Annotated in this window: 28 protein-coding genes and 2 tRNA genes; 2 read left to right on the forward strand and 28 right to left on the reverse strand. The window is 60.0% G+C overall.

Going from position 1 to position 26,898, the window contains the following annotated elements:
- Positions 1 to 278: 278 nt before the first annotated feature.
- The 7 genes from ACN19L_RS19090 to ACN19L_RS19120 all read right to left on the reverse strand — a co-directional run bounded on the left by ACN19L_RS19090 (position 279) and on the right by ACN19L_RS19120 (position 4,403).
- Positions 279 to 857: a hypothetical protein gene (locus tag ACN19L_RS19090; protein WP_426491053.1), complete on the reverse strand. Its 579-nt coding sequence runs from the start codon at positions 855 to 857 to the stop codon at positions 279 to 281.
- Positions 854 to 1,048: a hypothetical protein gene (locus ACN19L_RS19095; RefSeq protein WP_426491054.1), complete on the reverse strand. Its 195-nt coding sequence runs from the start codon at positions 1,046 to 1,048 to the stop codon at positions 854 to 856. Before ACN19L_RS19095 ends, ACN19L_RS19090 begins: the two co-directional genes overlap by 4 nt.
- Before the next feature lie 15 nt (positions 1,049 to 1,063).
- The gene (locus ACN19L_RS19100; protein ID WP_426491055.1) at positions 1,064 to 1,537 is read right to left on the reverse strand and encodes a hypothetical protein; all 474 of its coding nucleotides are present in this window, start codon (positions 1,535 to 1,537) and stop codon (positions 1,064 to 1,066) included.
- Between the two features lie 20 nt (positions 1,538 to 1,557).
- Positions 1,558 to 1,980 (reverse strand): hypothetical protein, encoded by a 423-nt coding sequence (locus tag ACN19L_RS19105; protein ID WP_426491056.1) that lies wholly within the window; start codon positions 1,978 to 1,980, stop codon positions 1,558 to 1,560.
- Positions 1,973 to 2,701 (reverse strand): hypothetical protein, encoded by a 729-nt coding sequence (locus tag ACN19L_RS19110; RefSeq protein ID WP_426491057.1) that lies wholly within the window; start codon positions 2,699 to 2,701, stop codon positions 1,973 to 1,975. Before ACN19L_RS19110 ends, ACN19L_RS19105 begins: the two co-directional genes overlap by 8 nt.
- 7 nt (positions 2,702 to 2,708) lie before the next feature.
- Complete coding sequence (locus tag ACN19L_RS19115; protein WP_426491058.1) at positions 2,709 to 3,035, reverse strand: hypothetical protein; 327 nt, start codon at positions 3,033 to 3,035, stop codon at positions 2,709 to 2,711.
- Between the two features lie 222 nt (positions 3,036 to 3,257).
- Positions 3,258 to 4,403: an acyltransferase family protein gene (locus ACN19L_RS19120; protein WP_426491059.1), complete on the reverse strand. Its 1,146-nt coding sequence runs from the start codon at positions 4,401 to 4,403 to the stop codon at positions 3,258 to 3,260.
- Positions 4,404 to 4,512: 109 nt separating this feature from the next.
- Between ACN19L_RS19120 and ACN19L_RS19125 the strand changes: the two genes are divergently transcribed.
- On the forward strand, positions 4,513 to 4,773 hold the full coding sequence (locus ACN19L_RS19125; protein ID WP_426491060.1) for a hypothetical protein: 261 nt from the start codon (positions 4,513 to 4,515) through the stop codon (positions 4,771 to 4,773).
- Positions 4,774 to 4,906: 133 nt separating this feature from the next.
- Here ACN19L_RS19125 and ACN19L_RS19130 read toward each other — a convergent pair whose 3' ends face one another.
- The 8 genes from ACN19L_RS19130 to ACN19L_RS19165 form a co-directional block, all read right to left on the reverse strand.
- A complete protein-coding gene (locus ACN19L_RS19130) occupies positions 4,907 to 6,955 on the reverse strand; it encodes a fibronectin type III domain-containing protein (protein WP_426491061.1) in 2,049 nt (682 codons plus the stop codon).
- A 4-nt stretch (positions 6,956 to 6,959) separates the two neighbouring features.
- A complete protein-coding gene (locus ACN19L_RS19135) occupies positions 6,960 to 7,820 on the reverse strand; it encodes a hypothetical protein (RefSeq protein WP_426491062.1) in 861 nt (286 codons plus the stop codon).
- A gap of 1 nt (position 7,821) precedes the next feature.
- The gene (locus ACN19L_RS19140) at positions 7,822 to 9,636 is read right to left on the reverse strand and encodes a hypothetical protein (RefSeq protein WP_426491063.1); all 1,815 of its coding nucleotides are present in this window, start codon (positions 9,634 to 9,636) and stop codon (positions 7,822 to 7,824) included.
- Positions 9,636 to 11,825 (reverse strand): hypothetical protein, encoded by a 2,190-nt coding sequence (locus tag ACN19L_RS19145; RefSeq protein ID WP_426491064.1) that lies wholly within the window; start codon positions 11,823 to 11,825, stop codon positions 9,636 to 9,638. The genes ACN19L_RS19140 and ACN19L_RS19145 overlap by 1 nt, the downstream gene beginning before the upstream one ends.
- Before the next feature lie 74 nt (positions 11,826 to 11,899).
- Positions 11,900 to 12,163 carry a hypothetical protein gene (locus ACN19L_RS19150; RefSeq protein WP_426491065.1) on the reverse strand — a complete coding sequence of 88 codons (264 nt, stop codon included), beginning with the start codon at positions 12,161 to 12,163 and terminating at the stop codon, positions 11,900 to 11,902.
- Positions 12,164 to 12,221: 58 nt separating this feature from the next.
- A complete protein-coding gene (locus tag ACN19L_RS19155) occupies positions 12,222 to 12,635 on the reverse strand; it encodes a hypothetical protein (RefSeq protein WP_426491066.1) in 414 nt (137 codons plus the stop codon).
- The gene (locus ACN19L_RS19160) at positions 12,566 to 12,991 is read right to left on the reverse strand and encodes a hypothetical protein (RefSeq protein ID WP_426491067.1); all 426 of its coding nucleotides are present in this window, start codon (positions 12,989 to 12,991) and stop codon (positions 12,566 to 12,568) included. The genes ACN19L_RS19155 and ACN19L_RS19160 overlap by 70 nt, the downstream gene beginning before the upstream one ends.
- A gap of 4 nt (positions 12,992 to 12,995) precedes the next feature.
- Positions 12,996 to 17,480 (reverse strand): phage tail tape measure protein, encoded by a 4,485-nt coding sequence (locus tag ACN19L_RS19165; protein WP_426491068.1) that lies wholly within the window; start codon positions 17,478 to 17,480, stop codon positions 12,996 to 12,998.
- Between the two features lie 21 nt (positions 17,481 to 17,501).
- On the opposite strand from ACN19L_RS19165, the gene ACN19L_RS19170 reads away from it, so the two are divergent.
- Positions 17,502 to 17,675, forward strand: a complete 174-nt coding sequence (locus ACN19L_RS19170; protein ID WP_426491069.1) for a hypothetical protein — start codon at positions 17,502 to 17,504, stop codon at positions 17,673 to 17,675.
- A gap of 566 nt (positions 17,676 to 18,241) precedes the next feature.
- Here the strand turns inward: ACN19L_RS19170 and ACN19L_RS19175 are convergent.
- From ACN19L_RS19175 to ACN19L_RS19235, 13 genes are all read right to left on the reverse strand, one after another.
- A tRNA-Ala gene (locus ACN19L_RS19175) sits at positions 18,242 to 18,317 on the reverse strand.
- 97 nt (positions 18,318 to 18,414) lie between these two features.
- Positions 18,415 to 18,487, reverse strand: a tRNA-Met gene (locus ACN19L_RS19180).
- Positions 18,488 to 18,619: 132 nt separating this feature from the next.
- Entirely contained in the window at positions 18,620 to 18,883 is a 264-nt protein-coding gene (locus ACN19L_RS19185) for a hypothetical protein (RefSeq protein ID WP_426491070.1), read from the reverse strand.
- Positions 18,877 to 19,443, reverse strand: a complete 567-nt coding sequence (locus tag ACN19L_RS19190) for a hypothetical protein (protein WP_426491071.1) — start codon at positions 19,441 to 19,443, stop codon at positions 18,877 to 18,879. Before ACN19L_RS19190 ends, ACN19L_RS19185 begins: the two co-directional genes overlap by 7 nt.
- 4 nt (positions 19,444 to 19,447) lie before the next feature.
- Positions 19,448 to 19,753 (reverse strand): hypothetical protein, encoded by a 306-nt coding sequence (locus ACN19L_RS19195; RefSeq protein WP_426491072.1) that lies wholly within the window; start codon positions 19,751 to 19,753, stop codon positions 19,448 to 19,450.
- Complete coding sequence (locus ACN19L_RS19200; RefSeq protein WP_426491073.1) at positions 19,750 to 20,190, reverse strand: hypothetical protein; 441 nt, start codon at positions 20,188 to 20,190, stop codon at positions 19,750 to 19,752. The genes ACN19L_RS19195 and ACN19L_RS19200 overlap by 4 nt, the downstream gene beginning before the upstream one ends.
- Positions 20,187 to 20,501: a DUF6527 family protein gene (locus ACN19L_RS19205; protein WP_426491074.1), complete on the reverse strand. Its 315-nt coding sequence runs from the start codon at positions 20,499 to 20,501 to the stop codon at positions 20,187 to 20,189. Before ACN19L_RS19205 ends, ACN19L_RS19200 begins: the two co-directional genes overlap by 4 nt.
- Position 20,502: 1 nt before the next feature.
- Positions 20,503 to 21,621 carry a hypothetical protein gene (locus ACN19L_RS19210; RefSeq protein ID WP_426491075.1) on the reverse strand — a complete coding sequence of 373 codons (1,119 nt, stop codon included), beginning with the start codon at positions 21,619 to 21,621 and terminating at the stop codon, positions 20,503 to 20,505.
- Positions 21,622 to 21,746: 125 nt separating this feature from the next.
- The gene (locus ACN19L_RS19215; protein WP_426491076.1) at positions 21,747 to 22,826 is read right to left on the reverse strand and encodes a hypothetical protein; all 1,080 of its coding nucleotides are present in this window, start codon (positions 22,824 to 22,826) and stop codon (positions 21,747 to 21,749) included.
- A gap of 137 nt (positions 22,827 to 22,963) precedes the next feature.
- Positions 22,964 to 23,860: a hypothetical protein gene (locus tag ACN19L_RS19220; protein ID WP_426491077.1), complete on the reverse strand. Its 897-nt coding sequence runs from the start codon at positions 23,858 to 23,860 to the stop codon at positions 22,964 to 22,966.
- Between the two features lie 41 nt (positions 23,861 to 23,901).
- On the reverse strand, positions 23,902 to 24,318 hold the full coding sequence (locus tag ACN19L_RS19225) for a hypothetical protein (protein ID WP_426491078.1): 417 nt from the start codon (positions 24,316 to 24,318) through the stop codon (positions 23,902 to 23,904).
- A gap of 104 nt (positions 24,319 to 24,422) precedes the next feature.
- Positions 24,423 to 25,091, reverse strand: coding sequence for a hypothetical protein (locus ACN19L_RS19230; RefSeq protein ID WP_426491079.1), 669 nt, complete (start codon positions 25,089 to 25,091; stop codon positions 24,423 to 24,425).
- Entirely contained in the window at positions 25,018 to 26,835 is a 1,818-nt protein-coding gene (locus ACN19L_RS19235) for a hypothetical protein (RefSeq protein WP_426491080.1), read from the reverse strand. Before ACN19L_RS19235 ends, ACN19L_RS19230 begins: the two co-directional genes overlap by 74 nt.
- Positions 26,836 to 26,898: the final 63 nt, after the last annotated feature.

Genomic DNA, 26,898 nt, shown 5'->3' on the forward strand with positions numbered 1-26,898 from the left:
AAATAGACGGAAAACCTTCGTCAGCGAGTCGCTACCATGGACGATATCCACACTTACCCTTCCCTTCTTCTGCCTTCCGTCTGCCTGTATAACGTAAGTTACCTATAGTTTATTATAAACGGCGGATATGCTCTGGCACGATCGGCCCTTTTGGCTGTTGCGGCAGTCCAATTGCCGCTGCAAAAAAATGAAGGCACGGGCTGGGGGTATCTACTTGATTCAAAAGTGAATGGGGGTAGGATCCTGCCTGCTGATCCTTTCTGCTGAACCCCCAGGTATCACCGGAAAGGATTCATACTTCCGCTTAGCCAAACCCACATGCCGATACCTGCAAGGGCGAGCAGATACGCCACGCAGCCGTTTACCAGCAGGTTCCTTAACAACCGCTGGAGCATCGGGCCGGCTACGGCTACTACCTGCTGATCCTCATAGCCTGGCGGCGTCGTTACATCCGGGGCCCGAACCTGCTCCCAGGCGCGGCGCCACACGTACCGGTCGGGGAAATAGGCAGCGTTGGGATTCCAGCTGACGTGGTACTTGCCGACGTAGGGCAGGACCCGGGCCACGTTTAGCCGCGGGTTGAAGTCATACACCCAGTAGGCGGCCTGCAACATCAGTAGCCCGGCCATACTTAGGCCGAATGGCAGCCAGTAGCCCCAGGCGGGCAGGCTGGCCAGCACCGCAATCAGCACCATCACGATACCCCGCACGGTGGCCCGTTGGCGGTGGAAGGTTCGGAGCAACGTATCGACGGCCCCGGCCTTCACGAACCGGCGCACATCGAGCCGTACCCAGATGCGCGGGTGCAGCCACGTCAGCAGCCAGGCCAGCGGGTGGGTGAGCAGCAGCCAGCTCATTTGCGGGCTTTGTCGTTCAGCGACTCGCGCCAGATGCTGCCGTAGCGCACCTTGTTATAAATAGCCGGGCCAACCAGCAGCGCCCCGAACAGGCCCACACCCCAACCCATTTTAGAGCCGGGCGCGTCGAAAAGGAGGAAAGCCAGGCACAGCAGCAGCCCGACCAACATAGCGGCGAAGTAGAATTTCATGACAGAAAAAATGAGTTAGTAAAGCCAGTTGGCGGCGGCGTGAAACTCCCAGGATGCTCTGAGCAGCAGGTGTACCCCGGCCCCGTCCCGGCCGCCGCCGGTGCCGGTGTTGCCTTCGTTGGTGTACCAGCCCCGCACGTTGCCGCGGCGGGGCACCCGGGACGGGCTGACGGTGCGGGCAATGTGGCCGATGCGCTTCAGGTTGGCGTAGTAAAAGCCGACCTGGTGCCCGGGCCGGATGCTGTCGATGGAGCCCCGCACGCCTTTCAGATAGTAGGTGCGGCGGGCGTCCTTGAACCAGTTGTAGGAGCCGCCGGCCCCGGCCGGGAACTTCAGGCCGCAGGCTTTCTGCCCGCCGGCCTGGTAGGAACCGCACCACGCATCCCCCCGGCTGTTGCCGGTCAGGCGTTGCCAGCCTTCAATTTCGGGGCCGTCGTTGCGGCCGGTGGCTTCGCGTACAGTGAGCTTCGACGACGACCAGGCCAGCACGCAGGCGGCCCGGCTCTTTTCTAAGCTACCAGACTGGCTCCAACCCAGATAAGGGCAAAAAAGAAGAGCGAGCCCAGCCAGAAGGCGGTAAACAGCGCGAGTTGCCATGCGGAGGGGAGTGCGTAGAAAGAAGTTTTGAACTCGGCTTTGGCCCAGCGGTGCAGCGCGGGCTGAAACAGGCGCATGCCCAGCCACATAAAGCCGTAGCCCAGCGCGGCTACGGCCAGCGTCAGCATAATCTTACTGAGCGGGTTGCCCAGCGGCAGCCAGGGCGACACAGCTCGGGCAGCAACTACGTCGCCGGTATAGAGCTGTTGGAAGTCTACCAGTAGCCGCTGGCCAACAGGCCAGAGCAGCAGCAAGGCAATGGCTAGCAGCCAGCCGGCACGGCGGCGCAGCCACTTGGCGGCGCGGTACTGAAAAGCGGGGACGTTCTCAGGCATTGGAGGTAGGGGGTAAGGAGGTGAAATAGAACTTATGGGGCCGCACCAGCAGCCGCACGATAAAGACGGTAGCACCCACCAGCAGCACCAGCAGCAGCCAGCTCTGCCAGTGTTTCCAGAATGGCTTTTCAGTGTGCACGATGCGCTGGTGCACCACTTCGCGCACCTCCACGGGGTAGGTTACCTGCTGACCATCAGCAATCAGGTCGAACTTGTATTGGTTCTGACTGATGCGGCGCACCTTCAGCGTCTGGCCTTTTTCGGGAAAGTGCACCACCGTGTCGGGCAGGCAGCCGCGGCGGTTCAGGGCCTGAAGCAGCGACGATTTGAGCCGGGCCACCTCTGCCTTCACCTCCGAATCGGCCCGCTCGGTAGCGGTCAGCCGGGTGAGTTCGGCAAGCAGGCTGTCCCGCTCGCGCACGTTGCGCGCCACGTCGGGCCGTACCGGTAGCGTGGTTTCCGACGCCCGCGACGGTACCGTAATGGTTTCAGTGCGGATAACGGTGCGCTCATTCACCTTGCCCGGATATTTGCGGAGCAATCCATCCAGTACGTCTAACTCGGTGCCGGGCCCGTAGCGGCCGGTTGTATCGGGGCGGACCGGGGTAGCGGATTGGAGGTCGTCGGCGTAGCGGCGCAGCTGGCGCTGGAGCCGGCGCTCGGACGAGCAGGACGGCGCCAGCAGCAGGGCGGCGAAGAAGAAAGCAGTGAGGCGTTGCATGGTGCGGTTAGCGTTTGGTTGGAGGCAGTTCCTGCAGGCGCTCGGCAATGGCTTCCAGTCGGGCCATTTTCTGCGCCCGCTCCCGCTCAAAGTCGGCCACCTTGGCTTCTGCCTCGGCAGCCCGGCGGGCCTTATCGGCTTCGTAGGCAGCCTTTAGATCGGCGGTGGCCTTCGTATTGGCGTCCAGCTGCTTTTGCATGCTTACCAGCTCTTGCTCGCGGGCCCCATCCTGTCGAGAGTAAGTGGCTAGGGTGGTTCCCAGCGACACGATGAGCGCCACTAGGGCCACCCACCAGGGCGGAAGCGACGGTTTAGGTTGTTCAGCGGTGGACATGGAAGGCAGCGGCGGAAATATGCTGATAGTATTGTATGTAAAATACATACAATAAGTTGAGGAAAACAAAATGGCTGGGTGTAACCTAGCTTTTCGTGGGTGAATAAATTACTGTGTAGGTTTTGCCAAGCGGCGGGTTATGTTGCACAGCCGGGGAATCCGGGCACGAAAAAGCCCCGCCGGGTGGGGCGGGGCTTTGGAAGCAGGGGGATAATTGGCAACTTATCTGGTCACCTTATGATTTGCGTCTCCCTTTCTTGATGGGATATTCAACTTAACAAAACGCCGTAGGTGCGTGGTTGGTACTTCAAAATACTTGTAAGACAAAGTTGCCAATGTAAGTGAGCCAACCCAGAATATGACTAGTGCAATAAGCTGCTGTGACAAGGCTGACCCTGGCAGCTTTGGCATGGAAGGAATAAGAAAAGCATTAAGCAATAAAGAGAAGTGCAAAAGGTAAAGCGAATAAGAGATTAGACTGATGTGTGTAATTGATGCTGCTATAGGGCCTCTCGCAGTTTGCCACTGGCTTAGAAATGGTAGTAACAGTGCTGAACCAAGGCCAACTTGTGTAAAGTAAAACACGCTGATATACAGGGACGATGGTGGCAATACCTTAAAAATACTAACGCTTGCCAGCAACATGCCTATTCCGATAATAAGCAGTAGTAGCGATTTCTTGCGCCATAAAGTCGGAAAGTAGTGAGAAATATATGCCGCAAGTACGCCATACATTAACGTATCTAGCCGGGTTAAAACTTGCTTACGCAGACTATAGTCCCAATCATCAAGCGTTACTGGTACAGCATGCTGAAATTTGATATACCGGTAAAACGTGCAGCCTACCAGAATAATTACGGCTACTGCTAATACAGCTTTTTTAGGTGAGACACGCGTTGCCAACAAGAAAATAGAGGATGCGCTGATTAAATAGAACCATTCCTCTATAGCCAGAGACCAACTCTCGGGAAAAAACGCAGGGTGGGGCCAGTTGAAATTTTGAAAAAACACAAAGTAGTAGGCCTTATCTCTGATAATGAAGCCTGGAACAGTCAACTTATACACGACTAGTAGTAACACTAGCGCCAATAGATAAGGTGGTACTGTTCTAAACCATCTCTTTATCCAAAAATCAAGCAACACCAAACCCGAAGCTGGACGGGTTTCTAATGTTTTGATCAGAATACCCCCTATAAGAAACCCGCTTAGAACGAAAAACATACTCACGCCATCCGTGATCAGGGGCTCTATAAAGGGGAGCACTGCAGATGGAATCAATTCAAATGTGTGTCCTACCAGCACGGTCATGATAGCAACCGCGCGTAGTACATCTAATCCGAATACTCGATTGCTGGTAGCTGCGGGCAAGTGCAGTATCTTGGGAAGTTGCATTGATTATTGTATTGAACCCCAAAGATAGCACCCTTATCACGGAACCGATGTTCCGCATTAAATGCATGCGAGGTATATTGCCCGCATGCTTCTTCTTTTATACCTACGCGCTGGATTAATGATTACAGCGTTTTACTTGGTGGTTGATATGCTGGCCGGCGCGACAATTCAGCAGGCCATTGTAGTGCAGGGTGTGCGTTGTGAGCTACGAAAACTGCCTCTTGTCATTACCGCTTTGCTGATGCTTATGGTATGGCCAGTCGGAGTTGTATATTCACTTAGAATTGTACTAGGGCTACTACCCCGCAAATCATTTGATGAACTATATGAAGAAGGTACTCAATAAGCTGTTTCTCGCAGTAAATGCGTGGCTGAATCAGCCAGCATGGCAAATTTCTAACGAGGAAGATGCCCGCGCTTGGTAAACAATAAAGCCCCAGCCTAAATACAGGCTGGGGCTTTCTGTTCATAAAACTATGCTATGCCGTGGTCAGGACGGTCGGTTTGTACAGGCCCGCTACCGCATAGCCGGCAACCTTCACGATGGGATACAGCGCCCCGCTATACTGGTAGATAGCGGCCTGAAGCAGCGTGAACGACCCGCCCGGCAGCTTTCGATAGAGGTCAATGTTGGTCGTGTCAGGAACTGTGTCGGTATCGACCCGCAGTTCGTAGCTGGTGCCCGTTGGTACGTCAGTGTCTGTGTCTACTGTGCTGACCAGATTGCCCTGCACTATCCGCAGCCTGAACTTGGTGGCGTCACTGGGCGATTCAGAAATGAACAGTCCCCAGGTCATGTCAAACCCGCCCGCCACGGCGGTGGAGGTATTGAAGCCAATGACGGATGCGAGGGAATTTTTCGTGTTGTCTACCGTGAAGCCCATCCCGGCCAGCGTACCGGGGGCGGTAGTACCGGCGGGTTTTACGTAGTCCCACTGCTCATTGCGCAGCGACGTAACGAACGACTCGTTCTGGTAGGACATACTTGGCCCCGACTCGGCGGCCACCATCGTAGAGCGGGTGTAACCGTCTCCGGTAGCTGGCAGCCCGTTGAGCAGAATGTCCTTGATGCGGTTCTTTATTTTGATGTGCCCGCCGGGGTTGGGGTGTACCGTATCCGCCAGGTCAGCTTCCCCGATCCAGTCGCCCGTTTCTACCAGCTTCACCCACGGCCGGGCGGCGGCAATCTGCCGCATCCCCTCGCGGATGCTGTCGGTGGCCGTGTTGTTCTGCCGGTAGAACGGCACCTGTCCGAAGATTTCAATGGTTGAGTCTAGCCCGTGCAGGAAGTCGAACTTAGCCCCGACTTCGGAGGCGTAGGATTCCGCTGATTGCCCCGTGTTGTTCGTGCCCAGCTCCCACCACACGACTTTGCGTGTCGCTCCGGCCAGATAATCCTTGGCCTGTTGTAGTTCGGTGTTCCCGATTACGTTTGCCAGCGAACCAGCCGAGCCCATGCTGGCGTGTTCCCAGGTCGGCATATCCAGCCGCAGCAGCGGGTTGTAACCGTCCCGGCCAGTGATGGGAGTGCCTGCCCCCACGCTGATAGAATCCCCCATGTGCACTACCCGCAGGGCCTTGCGGGCGGGCGTGAAGAGGGTGGCGGAGCTGCCGCCCTTGTACTCCACTTTCGTAATGTCGAAGCCCTGCACGGGCACGCTGTTGAGTTGAGCAGTAGCCCCCTGCCGGATGATTACCTTTTTCGTGCCCGCTGGCAGCGAGGCGGTAGCCACAGTATATTCCTGCCCGGCTATTCCATCCAGGATAGCGTAAGGGGTGGCGCTGATAGCGTCGATGTAGACGCATACCGATACATAATCCCCCGTGTAGGATAGGTTGCGCATCGTGACTTCTACGCTGGTGGCATCGGTGGTGTGGGACACTTCCGCGAATGCCGAACGTCCCCGGTAGCCCGTGCGGGCGAAGTCGTGAATATTGCTGGAAAACGCGGCGCTGCTGGTCGTGTAGTCGAAGGCAATGGGTGTGCCGGGATTGCTTGGGGCCGCTGGCGTAGCCGTTACCACCGCCCCCGCCGCGCTGGTGCCCGCTGAGTTCGTAGCGAAGGCCCGGAACTGGTAGCTGGTGCCATTGGTCAGGCCCGTAACGGGGTAGCTCTGGTTGGCCGTGGTGCCGGCTACCAGCCAGTTGCCGGACGTACCCTGCCGGTACTCATACCGGTAGCTCTGAATAGCCGCGCCGCCGTCTGCTGGTGGTTCCACCGTAACGGTTACCTGTGCGTTACCGGCCGTGGTATCAAGCTGCGTTACGGGGCCAGGAGCAGTAGGCGTAGTGCCTGCGTTTGCAACTGTTACTGGCCCGGGCCAAGTAGCCTCGATAGCCGGTGCGCTACCTGCTAACCGCGCTTTCAAGTTGCTGTAGTTGCCGGCAGGAATGCCGGTGAATACGACGCGAAACGAACCATCCGACTGCTGAATACCTGCTTGCCAGGTACCCGTGGCAGGATTCAAGAACTCGATAGCCTTCGTTGTATTCGCCCGCGACGCGGACATGGTAAGGGTGTTGCCCATAGCGCTAAGAAGCCGTTACAGTGAAAGTTGAGATGGAATCGGAGCCCTGCACATCCTGAAATGTGATAGTGCCAGCTTCCGCAACCGGTCCGGTGAAGGCTACCACGTTACTCACGCTGGCCCCGGCGGGACGGCTGCCGCTGGCCACCACGCGGCTGCGGACGGTGCCCACGGCGTGCGGCCCGGTGATGCCTGGGAAATACACCCGCCCGTTCTGCACGTAGGCATCGGTGCGCAGGGAGTAGCCGGCGGCCTCCGCCGACTTCTCCAGTTCGTAATCGGATGCCGACGGAAAGCCCGTCACTAACGCGTGCGAGAAGCTGTTGCTCACATCATCGGTCTGCGGGTTGCGTGGTGCTTCAGGTGCTGGCTGAGACGTGGCCGAAATCACCAGTTTATCATTCACCACTGCCAGCGTGATGCCGCTGCCCTGCTGTGTAATAGTAGCCAGCAGGGCCGCCGTCAACGCCTCGCCACTACCGCCCAGCACGGTATCGGTGTCGCTGGCCAGATCGTAGCCAACGCCTGTTACCGAGCCGTTCGACTCCAGACGGGTGCCGATGGCGGCCAGCTGGGTGCGGCTTACCGCGGCTACCACTACCGGCAGCTTGCCCACGCCCCGGCCGGTTACCTGGTACTGCGTGCCGGGGGTGAGCTTACTAGCGGCGGCGGCGGCCAGCAGGTCGGTACGTGAGGCAGCTACCTGCAGCGGGGCCGCCTGCGAACCGGCAGTAGCCGGCAGCGGCAGCTGCGACTGCTCAATGCGGTACTCTTTGCCGCCAACGCTCACCATAAACAGGGTGCCGCCCGGCAACGGGGTTGCCAGCGGCCATGGGTCGAGCGTGTCCAGATACTTATTGGCCATCTTAGTGAAGTTTTAGGAAGCCACCTTGACGCAGCTCCAATAGGTTGTCATCTGTGGCTGGTAGCCCGCCATTGTCTGTGCCATTGCCAGTGCCGAATCCCTCGAGCAGTTCCAGCGTCACTGCGCCGGCCGAGAGGGGATAGGTGCGCAGCTCGGTGGCCTCGTAGGCGTCGGGGGCCAGCACGGCCCGGCCCTGCACCCGCACGCTGTCGAGGCGGAACACCACCGCCAGCTGCTCGTGCAGCCAGTCGGGCAGCCCGGCCGTCTCCAGCACCACCTGCCGCCGGACCGACGAGGAAAGCAGCGTTGGCATGCCGCTGCTGGAGCGGTGCAGGGTAGCCTCGCCCGCCGGTTTGCGGCGGAAGAAGGTGCCGGCCACCCGTAGGCGTGGGGTAATGCCGGTGGTCCACACCATGCCGAAGGCGTTGTCGCGGTTGCGGTACTCCACCACAATGGTGTTGGCGTGCTCGCTGGCCAGGTGCAGCGGCTCGGACACGGCCACGACGTCGGCTTCCGTCACGTCGGTACCGCGCAGTCGCACCTGGTAGTCGCCGGCCGGCAGCCCGCCGAGGTTCAGCGCTACCTCCCAGACGTTGAAGTTCACGATGTCCAGCTGCCAGCGCGCCTGGATGTCGCCGGCCGCCGCCGCCCACGGCCGCGTCAGCACGAGCACCTGCTCGCCATCCAGCCAGGCCACCTCCCGCACCCGGTAGGTACCGGTAGTGGCCCCGCTGAGCGTGAGGCGGGCGGCCCGGCGCAGGGACGGGGGGAGCGCGCCGGCCTCGGCTACCAGCGCTGTCAGCCCGCCGGTGAACTCCCGCACCGATACCGGCAGCGGATCAGATAGGCCGGTAAGGCGCTGCCGGAGGGTGGCCGCCTGGGTGCGCACTACCTGCCCGTCCAGCTGCCGTACGATTTCCGCCTGCACACTAGTAAAGTCGGTGTGCACCTGCAGGGTCAGCTGGTCGCAGAACTGCACCGGCTGCCGGTAGAGGGGGCGCAGCTGCTGGCCGGGCCGGTGCTGCTGGCAGAACAACACGTTGTCCAGGCCTTCGAATACGCTGCAGTTATCGGTGTCCTGTTCCAGCACAAACCGCAGCGGGTTCAGGCGGGGCACGCGGAAAACGGGGGTGCGCACCGGCGGGGCGTACGTGCAGCTGCCGTCGTCGAGCCGGGCCAGCGGGTTGAAGTTCGTGGCGGCCCGGTCGGTGCAGCCGCCGACAACAGCGGCGGCAATGGTGATGTTCTGGTTGATGTACTGGGCCGGAACGCCGCTGTCGTAGGCCGTCAGCAGGTAGCTGCCCGGGGCCAGCCCGGTCAGTTCCGCCCAGCCGTCCTGGTCCAGCTCCACAATAGGCCCGACGTAGCCCACGCCCACGGCCTGCACGTAGCGGGGCGCAATGCCGCCGATGGTATCAACCTGCACCCGGCCGGTGGTCTGGCCCGGGGCGGGGGCGTAGGGCGTTACCCGTTCCCATTTCAGCTCGCCGAAGCCGCACTCGGTGGAGTTGGGCGTGTCTTGCGGGGTGATGATGCCGCCGCCGACGTGCAGGTAAGCCCGGCGCGTGGTGCCGATGCACTCGGTGTGCACCTCGCCCAGCGTCTCCTCGTCCTGCGGAATCGGGTCGGTGCCCCCTTCGCCGGTGAACCGGTCGAACGGTGGGTTACGGGAGCTGTCCCGGTACAGCACGCCACGCGTCACCGTGTCGAAATCCCAGGTTTCCACCAGGTAGATTTCACCCCGGACACGCGGATCGGTTGAATCCTCGTAATACCGGTCAAACGTGTAGACGGTCTTAAAGCGTTTGTAGGCCATTACGCGGAAAGGGTATGGCAGCGCAGCAGCGTGAAGCTGGCCTCTGCGCGGCTGAGCGTGTGTTTGAAATCCAGAATCCAGCCTTCCTGCCATTGCCCGCGCTGGTCCTGGAAGCGCACCCGGCCCCGCGGGTTGGCCAGCACGGCCGCCGCCTGCTGCCAGGTGCAGGGCGCGGTAAACTCCCAGCTCTGGGCGCGCCACAGCGGCGTGCCCAGTTCCGTTACCAGCACGTCGGCCCCTTCCACTACCGCGGCCTCGCCCGGCAGGCGGGTGCTCAGCGCGTTGTTGCCCTCGCCGAAGCTGAAGCGCACCCGACGGCCCTGCTGGAAGCGCAGCCCGGCGGCCAGCGCGGGCCCGTGGCGCCGCAGCAGGCGGGCGGGGGAGAGGCGCAGGTTGTAGGCCGTATCAGGCGAGTACAGCCCGGTAACGTCACTGAACAGCTGGTTGCGCTCGGTCTGGAAGCCGCCGCCGGGGGCGCGCAGCAGGCAGATCAGGAAGTTGTCGTTATCGGCCCGGTCGTCGGTGGTGGCCGTGGCGTCGTAGCGCTGGCGGCGCGTACTTTCCAGGTAGAAGCCGGCCGTGATGTACTGGCCCACGGCGTCGTAGCTGGCCTGGGGCTGCACCAGGGGCAGGGCCCACTCGCGGGTAGCGTTGAACTCGTCCAGGCCGTTCAGGCTCTGGGTTTGCCACTTCTGCCAGCCGGCCTTGGCCGTGATGTAGGTACGGTCGGGCAGCTCTTTGAGCAGCAGGTTGCTGATGAGCGTGCCGGCGGTATCGGGCAGGTAGTCCTGCACGGGGGCGGCCAGCGTCAGCACCACTTCATTGGCGTAGAAGTAGCTGGCCTGCTCTACCCGCAGCACCTCGGTGCCGTTGGCGAGCCGTTCGGTGCCGTAGCCCAGCCAGTGGGCAGCGTTGAGCGAATCGAACAGGTCTTTCCAGGTGGCATACACCGATTTGAGCGTAAGTGGAAACCCGCGCACCTGGAAGCCGCCGGTTACCATCGTCAGGCTGCCCGGGCCATCGGCAGGATAGGCCGGGCGGGTATCGGTACGGCCGTAGAACGCACTGCGCAGCGCCACCGGCTGATCGGTCAGGGCCTGCGCGAGGCGGTCCAGCGCTTCGTACGCCAGCAGCCCGGTCACCGGCGTCGGATCGGTCTGGGTATCGGCCTGCATGCGGAAGTAGGAGCCGGTTTGCATCTCCAGCAGCACCGTGAACTGGTACGGTCCGATGGCGGGTCCGTTGATGTCGTAGACGTGCAGGCGGCCGTACAGGTAGATTCGGTCGCCGATGTTCAGGTTGCGGGTGATGCGGTACGCGGCCGTCAGTTGCTTGCGGAACTCGCCGGCAATGCCCGAACTGCGGAAGTCGAATAGCTTGACCGGCTGCTCGCCGTTGATGCGGAAGTAGATTTCCCCGTCGGCCTTATCGAAGTCGCCTTTGCCGTTCTGCCGCTGAATCCGCAGCAAGCACTGGATGTTGAAGTCGATGCTGAACAGGCCCTTCTCCTTGGTCACATAGACCGGAACCTCGGGATTGGTGTCGGGCATCGTGACTGTACCCCCGCCGACTTCCTGCACGCCGAACTCATCGACCGTAGCCGGGCCAAACCCGAAGTACATAATCTTGAACCGACTGTTGCCGTCGGTCACGTAGTCCGGAAACGCGGGCAGCGGGTTGTGCGGGGTTACCGCTTCGTAGCGCTGGCTAATGGCCTTGCTGTGCAGTTCCACCGTGGTAGGCGAAAACGCGGGCAGTGCATTGCCGCCTACCGACTCGCGGCCCAACAGGTCTACGGTGGTATCCAGCCGGTTCAAAAACTTGATGGTAAAGCCCGTTTTCTCCGCCGTGCATCGGAACTCGGTAGCGGTCTGCGTCGCGTTACTCAGATCCAGCGGGCCCTGATAGCAGGTTTCCCAGTAGAACGTGTTGGGGTCGTACACCTCCACCATGAGGGTAACGGGCGCTTCCACGCCGGCCACCTCCAGCAGCTGCGCCAGGTAGGCGCGGCCTTCTTTCACGAAGCCCAGCTCCACGGTGTATTCCGTAGTCATGCCGTGGTACTTGCCGTCGCGGTGGAGCTGTACGCCCATATCCTCCCAGCCGATGGGGTCCACATTCTGCCGTTGCGGACCCAGCAACTCGCTCAGTAGGGTAAAGCGCAAAAGGGTCTGGTTCTGGTCTGTCATTATTATGTGTAAAATACATACAATAAGCTGAGGAAAGCAAAAGCCCCGATCTGTTGGGACCGGGGCTGTTGGGTTTACGAATTGAAGTAGGTGCTAGGTAGCAAGTCTTTCATTGTAAGTCCATCAAGCTGTACAGGCTTTTTAGGAGTTACTTTAAGCATTGCCTTTCCAGAAATACGGGTTGGGTTTGCTGTATCGACCAACGCTTGAACAATCTTATCGACCTTATTTGGGTCAACGTTGTGAGAGCTTAAAAAGGCTTTCAGCCTATTTTTGAGGTCGTTTTCGATAAGGACTCGCAACTGGTCCTGAGTCTGGGGTGTTTGGGGTTTCTTCATGCCGACAAGGACTGTAATTGACGTGACGCTTTGCCGACATTCCAGAAAAATATTTTTCCTACTCCTGATGCTTTGCCTCCATCTTCTTCTGTAGCCAGCCCAACCGGGCATGAAACTGGAACAGAGGCAGACTGCCAGCATCCGGGGTGCCATGGGCAGCCAGAATAGCGCACAGGTTTTCGAAGCTGCGGTGCAGGTGGGTAATGATGTTGTCCGGGTCGCCTTCGCTGAACTGGTCGGGGCGGGCCAGCTCCAGCAACCACGCGTCCACTTCCCGCACGGTGCGCAGATGAGCCTCATCCTGCGTCAGCAGGTAGTCCAGTAGGGCCAGCGAACGGCGTTTCTGCTGGCTGGCCAGCGCGAGCTGCTCACCTTCCTGCTGCCGCTCCGGAAACAGGGCGGTCAGTTCAGCTGACAGTTTTTTTTTACGTCCGAGACTTCCGCCTCCACCATACCCGCGCTCAGGCCCCACCCGCTGAGCTGCTCCAGCAGCCGCGTCAGGGCGTCGGGGGAAAAGTCGGCTACTGGCTGCCCATCCACGGCCGCCACCAGCACCCCGAAGGACTGCTGGGTAGGGGAGAACTGGGAAAGAGCGAAGTGGAAGGCATAGTGCAGGTTCTCAAACTCGGTAATAGCTTCCGCCGTTTTGCCGGCCGCCAGCAGTTGCCCGACCCGGCCGAATCGGTCGTTAATGTCCTGTGGGGTGTTGCCGATGCCGCCGGCCTGCACCAGCAGGGCGTTGAAGTGCAGGTGCCGGCGGGCGGGCAGCTCGTGCACGGTTTGAAACAGGTCGATGGTGTGCCCGGCGGGTAGGGAAAGGGTACGCATGCAGTTAGCTGTTACGCCGGTAGCGGCGGGTCGTGTGCTGGGTGGTATGCTCGCCGCGGCGGGTGAAGGTTTCCAGCCCCCGTTCGGTGAGCCGCTGTTCGGGCCGGTCGTGCCAGGCCGAAATCAGCCGGTCGGTGTCGCGGCGGTTGGCCTCTGCCAGCCGGGCTACCGGGTCGGGGGCGGGCTTGCCGGGCCGCTCAATGGCTTGGGTACGCTGGTACAGCTCATCCTGGTAACGGCGGGTGATAAGGCGGTTTTCTACGAAGCGGTTGTCGCGCAAAATGTCGCGGGTCTGGGCGGCGGTATGCACGTCGGCACCCTGTGGCAGATAGGTAATGGTGGGCTTGCTGAACAACTGCGCGCCGCCGCTACGGCCGCTTACCAGTTCGGGGCCGGCTTCCCCTACCAACGCCCATTCGGCGGGGCCGCCGGTGCGGCCTTTGGCGTACTGAGGCAGGGGCCGGGACAGTACGGCGGCGGCCTGCGCCAGACCCTGCCCGATAACCAGCGCGGTCAGAATCCCGGCGGAGATACCGAAGTCGGCGTAGCGGGTACCGCCGCCGGTGCTCAGCACCGACGTAACCGCCATGCCCGTATTCAGCGCAATATTGAACAACGCCTGGTTGCGGTCAGCTTTGGCCTGCTTTTGCCGGATGGCCAACTCCCGACGGCGGTAATTTTCCTCAATCTGAGCTTTCAGTTCCTCATTTTCACCAGCTACCCGCAACTCCGCATCCTTTTTCATGGTCACGTCCTGCAGCTCCTGCGCCCGGCGGTTGGCCCCTATTTCGTAGAACGAATCGGACAGCTGCTGCACGTTCTGCAAGCCTTCCTGAATCAGTTCGCCCCGCAGCCGCTGATGCTCGCGCTCATCCTCCAGCTTCTGCTGGTTTTTGCGGCGGGCAATTTCCAACTCCAGCTGCGCGGCTTCTCGCTGCTTGGTGCTGTCCTTTTGCAGGTTGCCCAGCTTGGTATCCAGATACTCGTTTTCGAGCCGTATCAGCTCTTTCTGGTAGCCCCGCTCGCCCACCAGGCCGGCGGCCCGGCGGCGTTCCAGCGCGAGCTGCTGCCGCTCATAGCCTTTCAGCGCGTCCTCGTTGGCAAATTCGGCATTGAATGGCTTCGGCTGGCGCAACGCTTCCGCGCGCTTTTTCTCCAGTTCCTGCTGGATTTTCAACAACTGCTGGGCGTTACCCTGGGCGGCGCGCACCTGAGCCTGGCCTTCCAGTTCGATGATTTCCAGCCGGCGGGCAGCGGCGGCCAGCGCTGCATTCTGCCGTTCCTGGTAGGACCGACCCTCATCCTGCGCAATCAGGTCCAGCGTTTCGATTTCCTGTTCTAACTGCAGCTGATCGATTTCCCCGAGCTTATCCAGCAGGGCGTTGCGGATAGCCAGTTCCTCTTTGCTCAGGTCGCGGTCGATGGTGAGCAGCTGGGCACTGAAGGATTCCTGCAGGCGCACGCGGGCTACGCCCAACGCCCGCTGGCCGTTCACCTGGTCCTGATAGGTCTGGGCGGCTTCTCGAATCAGCTCATCCCGCTCCAGCCGGGCCAGCTCACGCCGCACCCCGGCCGCTTTCTGGGCCGCCCGCAGCCGCACGGCTTCGCCGTTGGCCGGGTTTTCCTGCTGCCGCTGGAAGTCCTTCAACTGCTCTTCCAGCCGCTGCTTAGCCAGGTCGTATTCGGCTTTGGCAACGTCGGCAACCGCTTTTTTCTTCTCCTTGTCCTTGTCGATGCTGTCGTCGGTGGCGGCGGTACCGTCGTCGGTGGCCTTGATCAGCAGGGCATAGGCAGATGTCGCATCCAACCCGATGCGCTTCAACTGGTCCAACACTTTGGCCCGGCCCTGCTCTGCCAGGGTAGCGCGAATCTGCGCCTGCTGGGCTTTCTGGGTCAGGTCTACGTACTCGGTGTAGGCTTTCAGGATTTCGGGTTTGATAGCGCCCTGACCCTGGTAGGAATCATATTTCTGCGGGTCGCGCTGCCGTTGCCGCACGTTGTAGCGCAGCACCTCATCAAAGTTTTCGCCTTTCGGAATCTTCGTGTTGGCTTTCACCAGCTGCTCGCGCGCGTTGGCTTCTTCCAGAATAGCGGTAGCCAACGACTGAGCACCAGCCGCTTCCTTATCCAGCTGCTCCAGGCGTTTGGCCAGGTTGGTGGCGTCGGTGAGGTACTTGCTGCGGGCCGCGGCGGTGTTGCGCTGCACCGCTGCCGTGTTCAGGTCGTACTGGCCGGTCTGCTGGTTAAGCACTACGGCGGTTTCCCCGAGCCGGTCTTTCAAGGCCAGCACGGTAGCGCGTAGCTGCTGCTGCTGCTGAATGGTAGGGTTGGTAATGCTGCTCAGGCGGGTGAAGCGGGCCAGCATGGAATCGGTACCATCGGCAAACTTGCGCTGCTGCAGGGCCGAATCGGCCAACGACTTGCCATAGTCATCGACCTGCTTTTTAGCCAGGCCCAGAATCCGGCCGTCGAACAGGGCACCGAAGCCGTCCTTAAAATTCAGCGCGGCGCGGGTCGAATCCACCAACCACTTTAGGGCCTGGTTGGCTGTGCCGCTGGTGAAGAAGTCGCCGACGTCCTTTTTAAGTTTGGCCCAGCTGCCGGCCAGGTTGTCGTTTTTGATGGCCGCCTCGGCAGCCAGCGAGGTGCCCTCGCGCAGCTGCTCGTTGGCGGTCTGCTGCTTTTGAGCCAACAACTCGGTGTTTTTGGCCAGCGTGGTAATAGCGTTTTTGGCCTCGCCGCTCTGTAGCTTGAGGGTGGCCATGAGGGAGTTGAACTTCGTAGTCGAGGTGCCGCCGGTGTTGAGGCCTCGTAGAAACAGGCTGATGGCTCCCTGAAAATCGTTGTTGACCAGGTTCTTGAACTGCTTCAGCGTCAGGTTGGCATCCGCCAGGCGGGCAATCTTGAAGCTTTCCTTGGTGCGGGTGCTGAGCGTGGAAAACAGGCGGTTCAGGGCGGTGCCGCTGACTTCCGCCGTCGAGCCGGTTTCCTGCAGCACGGTGGCGTAGGCCAGCACGTCTTTCAGGCCCAGCCGGGCGTTGGCGGCCGACGCGCCGACCCGTAACGCTACCTCGGCCAAAAACGGGGCGGTGGCGGCCCCTTCCGCGCCGAGCTGGTTGATGGCCGAACCGATGTTGATGAGGTTCTGATTCTGATCCTCGCCCAGCGTTTTGCGGAAAACCAGTTCAATCTTACCCAGCTCAGTGGCAATCTGCTCCGCGCCGCCGCTGAAATCATCTTCCAGAGCCTGCACGGCAATATCAATGGCTTTGGTGAAGCCCTCGATTTCGGCTTTGGTTTTGCCCAGCTGCCCGCCCACTTTGGCAATATCCAGCTGCCCCGCCAGCGAGGTGCGGGTATCTACCTTTTTCAGCGCGTCGGCAAGCTGCTCAAATTCCTCGGCGCTTTGGCCCGTGGCTTTCCGAACGTCGGCGGCCTGGTCAGAGTAGGCGACGTTTCGCTCGAAGATTTCCTGCAAGCCGTTGGCCAGGCCCTGCAGTCCGTAGTACGCGCCGAAAAACGCCTGTCCCATGCCACCGATGCCTTTTTGCACCGTGGTGGTAATGCCATTGGCCTGCCCGGCCCGCACCCCATAGGTTTTCAGCTGGCCATTGACTTTTTCCAGCTCATTTTCCGTCTCGCGGATTTCTTTCTGCAGCTTATCCTGCTGCTCAGCAGTGAGGCCCGTGGCCCGGCGCTGCTGCTGGAGCGCGAACAGGTTGTCCTGCAGCGCGCCTTTCTGCGAGTTGAGAGCGGTAACGGCCTCGATGATGCCCTTGGCGTAGGAGCCGACCTCGCGGAAGTTCTGATTCAGTTCCCGGTCAAAGTCCTTGAGCCGCTGGGTATTCTCGTAGAACTGCTTTTTCAGGGCTTGGGCGGCCGTGTCGGTAGCATCGAAGCCGCCGGGCAGGGCGCGTAGCTGCTCTCCGAGCCGCTTGGTATCCAGCGCGAGGCGGTTATAGGAGCCGGATACGGCGGTCAGGTCGGAGTTGGCCCCGCGCAGGGTTTTGCTGAGCTCATCCGTCTGCCGTTTCAGGCTCAGGATGTTCAGGGCCGCTTTCTGAGCCCCTTCAATGTTGCGTTCAGAATAGGCTTTGCGTAGGGCGTCCTGCTGCTCACGCAGGCTTTTATTCAGTTCATCAGTGGCCTGTTTAGTGACGCGGCGCACCTGGGCCTGCCCAGCAAGGGCAGCTTTGTAGCTGTTCTGCTCTTTGGCCAGCTTGCTGACCTCGGCGGTCAGGTCGCTGATCTGCTTGCGTTGCTGGCTGTTGCCTACGCCCGTGGTGTTGAGCGCGTCCCGCACGCCGGCCAGGGCTGCCTGAATGGTGGCCAGGCCGGCGTTGATGCGCTGGGCGTCGCCGTCGAGGTTTTTGGCGAAGGCTTTGTAGTTGCGGTTCAGGCCCTGCACCGACTTGGTGAAGTCCAGCAGCTCCTGCGAGCCAAGGCCCAAGCCGTCAAATAAATCGGAATACTGAACCGGTCCACTCATGTATGTAAAATACATACAATAATGCCGGAAAGACAAACGGCTTACCTATCCGGCGCACGTTTGTATATTCCGGTTATGTATGATGATGACTACTACGGCGGCGGCTGGGGCCGCAACAAGATGAAATGGTATGGAATCCTGCTGGTAGTAGCTGTAGCAGCCCGCTTGCTATGGGAGTGGTTGTTTGAAAAATAAGGCAACAAAAAACCCCAGTATCCGGCCGGTCTGGGGTTTCAGTGGTTCACCATCTAGTTTCCTTAGTCTCGCGCCTCTTGTTATTACCGCACGCAGCGCGTGTTACCCGGGCATATATGCGAGCATTTCGCGGCCTGCCATTCCGCTAAAGGTTATAAGGGGAAGAGAGGTTGTCGGTTTAGCACTGGTCGGGCGGCTCAAGGCCACTTTCAACCGGATACGCATCCTGACTCGCTTTTCAGCTGCTAATGATGTGTATTCGCCCTATTTCATCTCCACTTAGTCAAACCGGACAAAAGTGCGGAGCTCTCAGAGTGTGAACCTCTCTTCATAATGGGAAAACAGGACGGGGTGTTAGATCTTCGAGTTCGGTTCCTGCCTTTGCGGCAACGTCCGATTCACTGCGTCCACTTAGTGCAAAAACACCAAAGTCATTGGGTGGCTTCGAGCGGTGCACGTCCTGTTTTCTTACCTGTGAAACGGCCGATTGCCGATTCAGTACCGGGGGCAGAGCCTGCTTGCAGGATACCCTAAAAACCTAGTCGCTTCGATAGCTTTCGGTTGTGTGGACCGGGCAGGATTCGAACCTGCAACCTCCGCTTTGCAAAAGCGGCGCTCTAGCCAGTTAGGAGCTAACAGCCCAAGGTGCCCCGGTTAAAAACCGGGGACTTTGGCGCGGCCTGAGCTTCACCGCATGGGCGGTGGCAGGTCGCTAACACGGCCGTTTGCCGAGTTTTCGTGGCGCGGGTAGGATTCGAACCTACGGCCTCAAGATCATGAGTCTTGCGAGCTGACCACTGCTCTACCGCACTCTGTATGAGGTTAGCCGAATCCCTCTTAGCTTAACTCAGGTCGGAACCAAGCGGCGGCACGTTGCTTCGGTTTCCTAGGCCCGCCCTACGTGTTGCAGAGCAAATATAATAAAGTATGTTAAGTACATACAATTACCGCAAAGAAAATACGAACCGGCACAACGCCGCCGCCGGCAGTGCCCCGCTCACCCACCACCACGGCAGCCCCAGCACCGGCACAGCCAAAACTAACAGCTCAAGCGACAACCAGAACCCGGCGCAGAATTCGCATCTGGGAAACCAGCGCGGGCCCCAGACCTCCCAGACCCGCAGCCAGCCCCACTTCTCGAAGCACACCAGCAGGCAAGCTGCGGTGAGGGCTACCAGCACCACCAACGAAAGCAGCTCACTCAGCATAATACGTTAGCTACTTGCAGTTCCAGTTGAATCCGGAAGCCGGCGTACGGGTGCTGAAGCACCGGGCCTTTCACCAAGTCGGTAGTGAAGCCTTTGAATACCTCATCGGGGGAGGTGTACACCCGTTGCACCAAGATGCCGGCGCTGGCCAGCACGCGCAGCACGTCACGTAGTAGCTCCGCCTCGAAGCGGTCCAGCCGGGTATCGTCTATGCGTTGCAGGTTGCCCCAAAATACCCAGTCTACTACCTGCGACATCGGCAGCGTGCCGAAGGTAGGCTCACGCAGGTCGGAGGTGGCCGGGTCGCGCGGTAGAAAGAAGCCCTGGGCCTGCACGTTGTCGTTGGGCAGTACGTCGCGGTACTCGCCGGCCAAGTCGTACACTTTGGGCAGGTACACGATTTTACCCTCGCGCCGCTCACTGTACCGGAAAGCTTTGCCATAGCTCACCTGTAGCCAGGTGAGCCGCTGGGCCAGCAGCAGCTGCACGCGTTGGATTTCGGCGTCTAGGCCTACCGGGTTGGGCAGGGTGGGGGCAACGGGAATAGCGTAGGAAACCATCAGGCTAATTAGCTAAGAGGCGGAGATACTGGCCACCGTAACGCTGCTTATAGCGCAGGTAGGCCGCTTTGACGTCCCGAAATTCGGCACGGATATTCAGATGGTCACCTTGCCAGAGCACGGAGCACATCGGGTATTGCTCAGCCGGGAAAAGTGGCGGTTCTACGGCACTGAGCACGGCGCTGGCCTGTGCCCATCCCCACACACCGATGCAGGAGGCTACCAGTCCCTTATCATCGATCCAGATCTGTTGGGCCATGAACTCGGTACCGTTATTCAGTTCCCGGAAGGCGGGGGTATCATTGCTCATAAGCCGAGTGTGTCGCGGGTTTTCTGCTGGAGGTCGGGCTTCACGTAGTCCTGGCGAAATTCCTCCAATGCAGGGTCGGGTAAGCCGATGATGTCGGGCCCATACTTCTCTTCCAACTCTGCCGTTTTCGGGTCGGTTCCTACCAAATCGAATTGCTTGCCGGATAATTTAGCAACGATACCAGAGTAAAAGTCGCCCTCATCCCGCAGCGTTACCCGGTCGGTGGGCTGGCCTTTAATCTGCTTCAGGGCAATGGTGAGGTCGGTGTATTCCGGGCCGATATCAGCACCAGTGGCGTCCTTGCCCTGGGCCAGCTGGGCCGTATTGGCATCTTCCAGAAAGGCCGTGTTGTCGCGCACGGTATCTTCTACCTGTTGCTCCAGGGCCCGGGGCAGCCGTTGCAGTGCCCGGGCCAATGCGTCGAGTCGGTCACTCATAGAGCGGGGAGGGGCACGGTTTGCCCAGCCAGATGATGAGTACAATCAGTGAGGAACTGTATCTGCCCATTTCGAACAAATGAATGACAGACACCTACCTTATCCACCCGCGCTACTTGGTCATAGTAGCCACCTCGTACCAAAATAGAGGGCGAAATAGTAGGTTGTTCAGGCGGCCCGGAAAGAATCCATAACGGTCGGCCATTGGCAGCATTGGTATTGATACCATGCTCAGAGTTACATCCCGGGCAATGGAAGTAATAGTTGAACGGCGTACCGTTCTCAATAGGCATGATTACAGGCTCGTTCATCTTACCCAATCGTTTTGAACTTCACTGCCCCCGGTTTGGGCGCGCACGGCAGGCAGGTAGCCGATACGCCCGAAATATCCACGTCCAGCACCTTCAGCGTGCGGGCCAACTGCGTAAGCAGGCCCGGCTGCCCGTCGGTGCGGTTGTTCAGCTCCATCAGGGCAAGGGCCTTCGTTTTATCGGTAATGCCGTTGTCGCGGGTGGAGTAGGCCATCAGGCTAAGCAGATTCACCGCGAGCTGCTGACGAACCGCCGTTTCGAAGGCGGGGAGTTGGCCGGCGAGCCGCTGGGTCAGGTCGCAGCTGGCTTCCAGCCGCAGGTTCAGGCCCCAGTTGGTATTGCTCTGATACGTAACGTCATCAGCGCCGGGGTTCTGGGAAAACGGCAGTACCTGCACGTACGGGCTCCACTTGTCGTATTGCACGTAGGCATTGCCGCAGCACTGGCCCGGGCGCTGCTGCAGGTTCTGATCCAGCCGGATAGCCTGCCCGCTCAGATCATCCTCATAGTAGCCGAAATACCAGGTGCCGTTGGGCTTGCTGGCCAGGTCGATGGGCGTGGTGAGCTGGCTCCATTCGAAATACACCCGGTCGGCGCGGGGCAGCGGAATTTCGGCCACGGGCGTAGCCATATCGGAACTATGCAGCACTACCAGCTGGAAATCCGGCTCGCGCTCGGTGAACTGGGTGCCCACGGCCGTTACCCGCACGCCGATATCCTGCATACCCGGCCGCATTTTGAGTGCTAGGCCCACAAACCGGCCCTGCCGGATAATCTTGTCCCGGTACGCCCCGCTGGCCTCGGTAAGCGGCAAATCCTGGAGCAGCCGCTTGCCGGTGCCGGTGAGCTGCTTCGTATCGCGGAACGACTGCAATACTTTGGTAGCAGCAGTTACGCGGGCCGCTTTCAGAAACTCCAGAAAGGCCGTGTTGGGCATCTGCGGGGCCGCCTGCTGAATGTTACGCAGGGTAAGCAGCGGGTGCACGTCCTGCACCGCGAGCTGGCCATCGGGGGCCATCAGCTCTTCGGGCAGGGAGGCGGGCTCATCGGGCGAGCCCGCTACGGGGCGGTAGCCGACGGTGGCCGCGAGCAGGGCCGCCAAAGTGAGGGTATTGAACATGGCTGAAAATGAAAGGCCAGAAAAAGAAATGGAAAAGAAAACGCCCGTCCCGGCGTGGGACGGGCGTTTTTGCCTTTTTCAGATGCGCTTAGCAACTGAAGGACATTGATGTCCCTTAGTTGGCGTTAGGCAGCCGTTTTCTGCTCCACCTTGATGATGGGGAAGAAGCGGCCGGCTTGGTTGGAGTTGTAGGCTTTGATGAAGAATACATCAATGCTCCACTCGAACGATTCTACCGACGTGCGGGTGAGACCCTGCAGGTTCTGCGCAGCCAGTAGTGCCGACTGATCAGAGCAATCCGCCCGGTAGTACAGACCCATAGTGCCGATGCCGGGCACGTCCTGGGTAGTCCACTCGCGCACGGGGTTTTCGCTGCCACCGTGCTGCACACCGTTTTCGCAGTCGGGGTCGATGCGCGTTACCATGCCCACCGCATTAGCACCTACCAGGTACATAGCGGCCCGGTTGCCGGGGCCGGCCACTACCCGGTTGGATTCGAAGAAGCTGCCCGTGCTGTCCAGCACGTACGACAGGTCGCCGTTGAGGGTAGCACCCGCTCCGATGATGGTGCGAATGTCGCCCATTGCCAGCGGGTTCGTTACCACGTCGGGGTTGCCCGTCAGGTCCATGGTGCTCAGGATGGAGCGGATCTGGTTGTAGAACTCAATCCGGGTATCCTTGTCGCCGGGCACCTGCAGCGCGTCGTTGGCCTCGGGGTAGTATTGCAGAATCTCCGTGGGGAAATGCTGGTTTTTGTTGTCGTCGAGGTGGTCAACGGCCCACGTATCCAGCAGCTCCATAGCAGCCAGACGGCGCGCTTCGAACATGCGGAAGAAGTAATCGGCCTCGCTGATGGAGTTGTTTTTGAACTGCGAGCGGATCATCGGAAAACCGAAGGTCATGGTCACAGCGGTAAACTCTACCAGCTTGGTGGTGAGGCCGCCCACCTGCACTTCGCAGGTACGCACGTTGCCGATGGTGGGATTGATCCAGTCGATTACCGGCACCTGCACCGTGTTGCCGAAGCTGTCTTCCAGCTTCGTCTTTAGGTCGTTGTCGACAATGCCGGTGGGCGAAGCGGTTTGCTTCTTGTAGAGGTTCAGGGCACCGTAGTTGGAGCCACGCAGCTCCAGGGAATCCAGGCCGCCGGGCCCGCGACGATACTGGGTGCGGACGGCCTGTTTAAGGGTTTGAACGATGGACATCGTACTAGCAGAAATAAGGTGAAAAATGAAAACAGGGCCTGCCAGGTCGTCCCGTAACCAGATAGCAGAAGGGTAAGCGGTAAGCGTGTTATCAGGGCCGGCCGGCGTCCCGTGTCAGCCGTCCCTGATGGTATATACTAGCGCAGGGGGAGGTTTGCGCTGAACTTGTCGAAGGCGTCATCAAACTCTTTCGAGCCTTCCTTCAGACCGAGTTCTTTGAGATGAATGATGAGCTGGCTCTGGTTTTTGACCGTAGCCGGAATAGAGTTGGGCACGGTGCCGGGGCGGTTGGCGGGCGGGTTGCCGGATGGCCCTGCGCCCCCGCCGGTGCCCTGGTGGCCGGCGTCTACTACGTCCTTCAGCATATCGGCCAGGATATAGGCGGCATCGGCGGGCTGGTTTTTATCATTCAGCAGGGTTTTACCGTCGCGGATATACACCACAGAGGTAGAACCATCGGCGTTCTGCTGCTGCTTGGCCATGTTGATAATGGCCGTGGTGGCATTATCAACTAGCACTTTTACCACCGATTCCTTCACCGTAGGATCGAACTTGATATTGCGGATACCGTCGCGGATATCAAGCTTCACGTCTTTCTGAAACAGGGCGGTATCCTTCTCAGTCAGCTGTTCCTGGTACTTGGTTTCCTTCGCTTGCAACGCTTCCAGCTGGGTAACTAAGGTTTCGTTGCCGTTGCCGTCCTTGATCTGCTTTTCCAGCTCGGCAATCTTGGTTTGCAGCGGCGTAGTGGCCTCGGTAACGCTCGTTTTGAGTCCACCGATAACGCGCTTGGTGTAGTCGTACGACTTCTCGGTGGGGTTGCGCGCAATACCAGAGGTATCAAACACGTCCTGGTCATACCGGTCGTGAATTTCCTTGGTTTTGGTGCCGATAAAAGCGTTTTCTTCATCGGCGGTGCGCACGATGTGCCCGCTGGTTTTCACCGCGCCAACCAAGTGCGCTTGCAGCGCGGGGTTGGCCGCTACGGCGGCGGTCAATTCTTCGGGGGTAAACGTGTTGTCGGTGATGGCCATCTGAGTCCCGTTCAGTGGGTCGTTATGGGTGGGAAAATGAATTATGCTTCGTGTTGCTGGTAGGCAAGGATTGCCTCACGAATGCGTGTGAGCAGCTGTTCGCCGCGCTTCTGCTCAATTTCATCCATCTGATCCGAGAATAGGAACACGCGCACGCCCAGCGTACCCAGTTCCTCTACCAGATTCATCTGGAGGTGTGTTTCTTCCGGTAGCTCACCGGCTTCTGCTGGCGCGGCAGCCTCTATCCAGATAGGCGGTTGGGTTACACCCGACACGACACCGACTACCACGGAGTGCGTCAGGTTGACGCTTACCATTTCTTCCGGCGTTAGCTTCCAGACGCTAATGCACTGCCCGTCTTTGCGCATAATCGGCAGCGGGCGGCACTGCTCGTCGGTCATGTTGGCCGGCTTTTGCAGCACGGCCGTTTGTTCGGGAAATTCGACTGGATAAGCCATGCGAGTGGGGGAAATGGCAATAATTGATGGACACTATGCGGGCGGGAAGGAAGGGCCGGCCCCGGTTGATCCCACCCGCGTGGAACCGGCCCCAGGATGCTTACTTAAGCGTCCTTTCCCAGATTGTCGAGCCGCTCTTCCTCAGCTTCTACCAAAGTCTTGAGGTCGGCAAAGCTTTTATCGGCCGGGGCCTCTACCCGGAAGGCGGCCAGGTACCGTTCCTTGGCTTCGGCCAGTGAGCGGATAGCCTTGCGCGGGGCGGGCGTTTCGTCAGCTTCGTCGTCGGCGTCCGGCTCGGCCAGCTTTGCATCAATCAACTCAACCAGCGCGGCGTACGACACGGCCGGGGCGTTGTGGCCGTACAGCTCCTTGTAGCGCAGCTGGGCGTCCTGCAGCGTGGGCAGGCCTTCCGACGGCTCCCAGGGCTTATTGCCGGTAACGGCCGGCTGGGTAGCAGGGCGGCGCGGATCGTGCAGCAGCTCTACCTTATCGTAGCTCTGGGTATTGAAGTAGCCCGACTTGTCCATGCGGGTGAACTGCGCCGGGGCGTATTTCTTGGTTACCGATTCTTCCACGTACTGCTTCAGCACCGGGTCGTTGACCTTTTTGGTGAGGCGCACATGCACGTAGGCGGCTTCGTGAGCGGGGAAGCTATAGGAGCTGTCCACGTTGCCGGTGGCCTGCGGAATTTCTTCGCCGTTAAGTTGCCGGGACTGGAGCGTTTTCAGGTCCAGCTTTTGGGGCGGGGCGGTTTTGTTGAGTGTCTGGGACATAAGACAAAAGAATTTGAGTGATGAGGGCAAGCTTGACGTGGTAAGGCTGAAGCGAGGCGAAGCGCCGCACATCGAGCTGCTCCGATTCAAAGCGGGTGAGGTAGCGGCCGAAATCCACCTTCAGCCGCATCATTCGCTCGTCGAAGAGGCCGGCGACCATCGGTGAGGTGCCGGCGGTGGCCAGCATGTTCAGAATCTGCTCCACCGAGTATTCGGGGTAGGGTTCCAGGTCGGAAAGTATCCGCATCCGGTCCAGCTGGGCCGGGTTGTGGCGGTACTCGGTCTGGTAGCGGAACTCGCGCTGCTGGCTCAACTCGTACACGGGCCGGCCGGATTTGCGGGCCTCCGCTTCCTCAATAGCCAATTGCTCCGGCGTTTTGAGGTAGAACCGCTCGCCCATGTTGACGATGGTAGCGCGGTACAGGGCACCGTAGCGCAGGCGGCCTTTGGTAGTGAGCTCCCAGGCGCGGGCCTGTTCCAGCGGCTTTTTGAACTCGACCAGGACATCCTGCTTGATTTCGAAGCCGGATTGTACCTGCTTTTGGTTCTTGGCCTGCTCGTTGCTGGGCTCCCCACCACCGCCGAGCACCGAGCGCAGCAGGGCTTCCCGGCGCTGCTCTTGTTTGCGTTCTACATGCTCCAGGACCTGCACATCCGGCGATACCATGCCGATGGGGTCACGGGTGTCAGGCATATCCTTGGATGGTGCCGGTACCTCCACGTACACGCCCGGGCCCAGTAGCTCTTTCGCAGCGCAGGACGGGCACTTAATGGTCTGGTAGCGGGGCGTCTGCTCGCCGTTGGGCAGTGTGTCGTAGCCGTAGATTTTGTTCACCACGCCACCCTGGCACTGCTGCCCATCGGGCGACTGGTAGTCGCACCCTGACTCGAAGCCCCAGATGATGGGGAAGGTGCCGTACTGCCGGTAATACTCAATAGCGGCATCCCACCACACGAAGCGGTCCAGCGAGCCGAGTACGGCCGTGAGCGGGGCCCGGCGGGGCAGGTCGGTGGCCTGGTCCAGCGGTTCCGACCACAACACGCGGGCCGGGCAGGTGCCCAACTGGTGCGGATTATTCACAACCTCTGCCCACTGCTGCTCACCTTCCGGCTTTTCCCAGATAGCGTAGGCCGCATCATCGTAGACATGCAGCCGCTCAATGGTGCGGCCGGCGGCGTCCTTGTAGCTGGGCTGCGTGAACATGACGTACTCGCAGCTGCCATCCGCTTTTAGGCGCACATCGAAGATATCTTCCAGGTGTACCAGCAGCGTGTACGGCTCCGGGTAACGGGTGCGCTGCTCGGCAGGCATATCTATTACCAGCAGCGAGTGCGGGCGGCTGCCCAACGCCGAAAACGCGGTTTTCTCCCAGAAATCCGTTTCGCGCTGAGCGGTGCGGAACTGCTCGAAGTCGGTTTCCAGCTCGGGCGTGGCCAGCTCGCAGCTGATAAGCCCATCCTGCGCTTCAAACACGCGCTTCAGGCCGGTGAAAATATCCTCTACGATGTCGGTAGTAGGCAGCGGGGCCGGTACGCACTGTTCCCACTTGGTAAAGCGGTCAGCCGGCAGCATACCCTGGGCCCAGTCGCGCAGATACAGCCAACCGGCGGGCCGGCGGCTGGTATCCACGTGCGGCACCGCGTGCAGCCGCAGCCGCTGCTCATGCCGCAGACACTCCGCTATGGCCAGGCCGTTGGCGGGGTTTTCGAGAAGAGCGCGTACGTCTTGGGGCTGGAGAATCATCGGCCGCAGGGGCGGTAGTAGCGTTGGGGTCGGGCACCTGGTGCCAGTCGGGGCGGCCTTGGT

Origin of the sequence: Hymenobacter sp. 102 (assembly GCF_049949205.1) — a bacterium.
GTDB lineage: Bacteria > Bacteroidota > Bacteroidia > Cytophagales > Hymenobacteraceae > Hymenobacter.

Excerpts from the sequence above, each read along its gene's own strand:
- ACN19L_RS19105 (WP_426491056.1), bottom strand. The coding sequence starts at position 1,980 with ATGCCTGAGAACGTCCCCGCTTTTCAGTACCGCGCCGCCAAGTGGCTG.
- ACN19L_RS19205 (WP_426491074.1), bottom strand. The coding sequence starts at position 20,501 with ATGAACGAGCCTGTAATCATGCCTATTGAGAACGGTACGCCGTTCAAC.
- ACN19L_RS19225 (WP_426491078.1), bottom strand. The coding sequence starts at position 24,318 with ATGGCTTATCCAGTCGAATTTCCCGAACAAACGGCCGTGCTGCAAAAG.
- ACN19L_RS19220 (WP_426491077.1), bottom strand. The coding sequence starts at position 23,860 with ATGGCCATCACCGACAACACGTTTACCCCCGAAGAATTGACCGCCGCC.
- ACN19L_RS19165 (WP_426491068.1), bottom strand. The coding sequence starts at position 17,480 with ATGAGTGGACCGGTTCAGTATTCCGATTTATTTGACGGCTTGGGCCTT.
- ACN19L_RS19115 (WP_426491058.1), bottom strand. The coding sequence starts at position 3,035 with ATGTCCACCGCTGAACAACCTAAACCGTCGCTTCCGCCCTGGTGGGTG.
- ACN19L_RS19090 (WP_426491053.1), bottom strand. The coding sequence starts at position 857 with ATGAGCTGGCTGCTGCTCACCCACCCGCTGGCCTGGCTGCTGACGTGG.
- ACN19L_RS19150 (WP_426491065.1), bottom strand. The coding sequence starts at position 12,163 with ATGAAGAAACCCCAAACACCCCAGACTCAGGACCAGTTGCGAGTCCTT.
- ACN19L_RS19125 (WP_426491060.1), top strand. The coding sequence starts at position 4,513 with ATGCTTCTTCTTTTATACCTACGCGCTGGATTAATGATTACAGCGTTT.
- ACN19L_RS19110 (WP_426491057.1), bottom strand. The coding sequence starts at position 2,701 with ATGCAACGCCTCACTGCTTTCTTCTTCGCCGCCCTGCTGCTGGCGCCG.
- ACN19L_RS19210 (WP_426491075.1), bottom strand. The coding sequence starts at position 21,621 with ATGTTCAATACCCTCACTTTGGCGGCCCTGCTCGCGGCCACCGTCGGC.
- ACN19L_RS19185 (WP_426491070.1), bottom strand. The coding sequence starts at position 18,883 with ATGCTGAGTGAGCTGCTTTCGTTGGTGGTGCTGGTAGCCCTCACCGCA.
- ACN19L_RS19195 (WP_426491072.1), bottom strand. The coding sequence starts at position 19,753 with ATGAGCAATGATACCCCCGCCTTCCGGGAACTGAATAACGGTACCGAG.
- ACN19L_RS19215 (WP_426491076.1), bottom strand. The coding sequence starts at position 22,826 with ATGTCCATCGTTCAAACCCTTAAACAGGCCGTCCGCACCCAGTATCGT.
- ACN19L_RS19095 (WP_426491054.1), bottom strand. The coding sequence starts at position 1,048 with ATGAAATTCTACTTCGCCGCTATGTTGGTCGGGCTGCTGCTGTGCCTG.
- ACN19L_RS19130 (WP_426491061.1), bottom strand. The coding sequence starts at position 6,955 with ATGGGCAACACCCTTACCATGTCCGCGTCGCGGGCGAATACAACGAAG.
- ACN19L_RS19170 (WP_426491069.1), top strand. The coding sequence starts at position 17,502 with ATGCCGGAAAGACAAACGGCTTACCTATCCGGCGCACGTTTGTATATT.
- ACN19L_RS19160 (WP_426491067.1), bottom strand. The coding sequence starts at position 12,991 with ATGCGTACCCTTTCCCTACCCGCCGGGCACACCATCGACCTGTTTCAA.
- ACN19L_RS19200 (WP_426491073.1), bottom strand. The coding sequence starts at position 20,190 with ATGAGTGACCGACTCGACGCATTGGCCCGGGCACTGCAACGGCTGCCC.
- ACN19L_RS19235 (WP_426491080.1), bottom strand. The coding sequence starts at position 26,835 with ATGATTCTCCAGCCCCAAGACGTACGCGCTCTTCTCGAAAACCCCGCC.
- ACN19L_RS19190 (WP_426491071.1), bottom strand. The coding sequence starts at position 19,443 with ATGGTTTCCTACGCTATTCCCGTTGCCCCCACCCTGCCCAACCCGGTA.
- ACN19L_RS19140 (WP_426491063.1), bottom strand. The coding sequence starts at position 9,636 with ATGGCCTACAAACGCTTTAAGACCGTCTACACGTTTGACCGGTATTAC.
- ACN19L_RS19145 (WP_426491064.1), bottom strand. The coding sequence starts at position 11,825 with ATGACAGACCAGAACCAGACCCTTTTGCGCTTTACCCTACTGAGCGAG.
- ACN19L_RS19230 (WP_426491079.1), bottom strand. The coding sequence starts at position 25,091 with ATGTCCCAGACACTCAACAAAACCGCCCCGCCCCAAAAGCTGGACCTG.
- ACN19L_RS19135 (WP_426491062.1), bottom strand. The coding sequence starts at position 7,820 with ATGGCCAATAAGTATCTGGACACGCTCGACCCATGGCCGCTGGCAACC.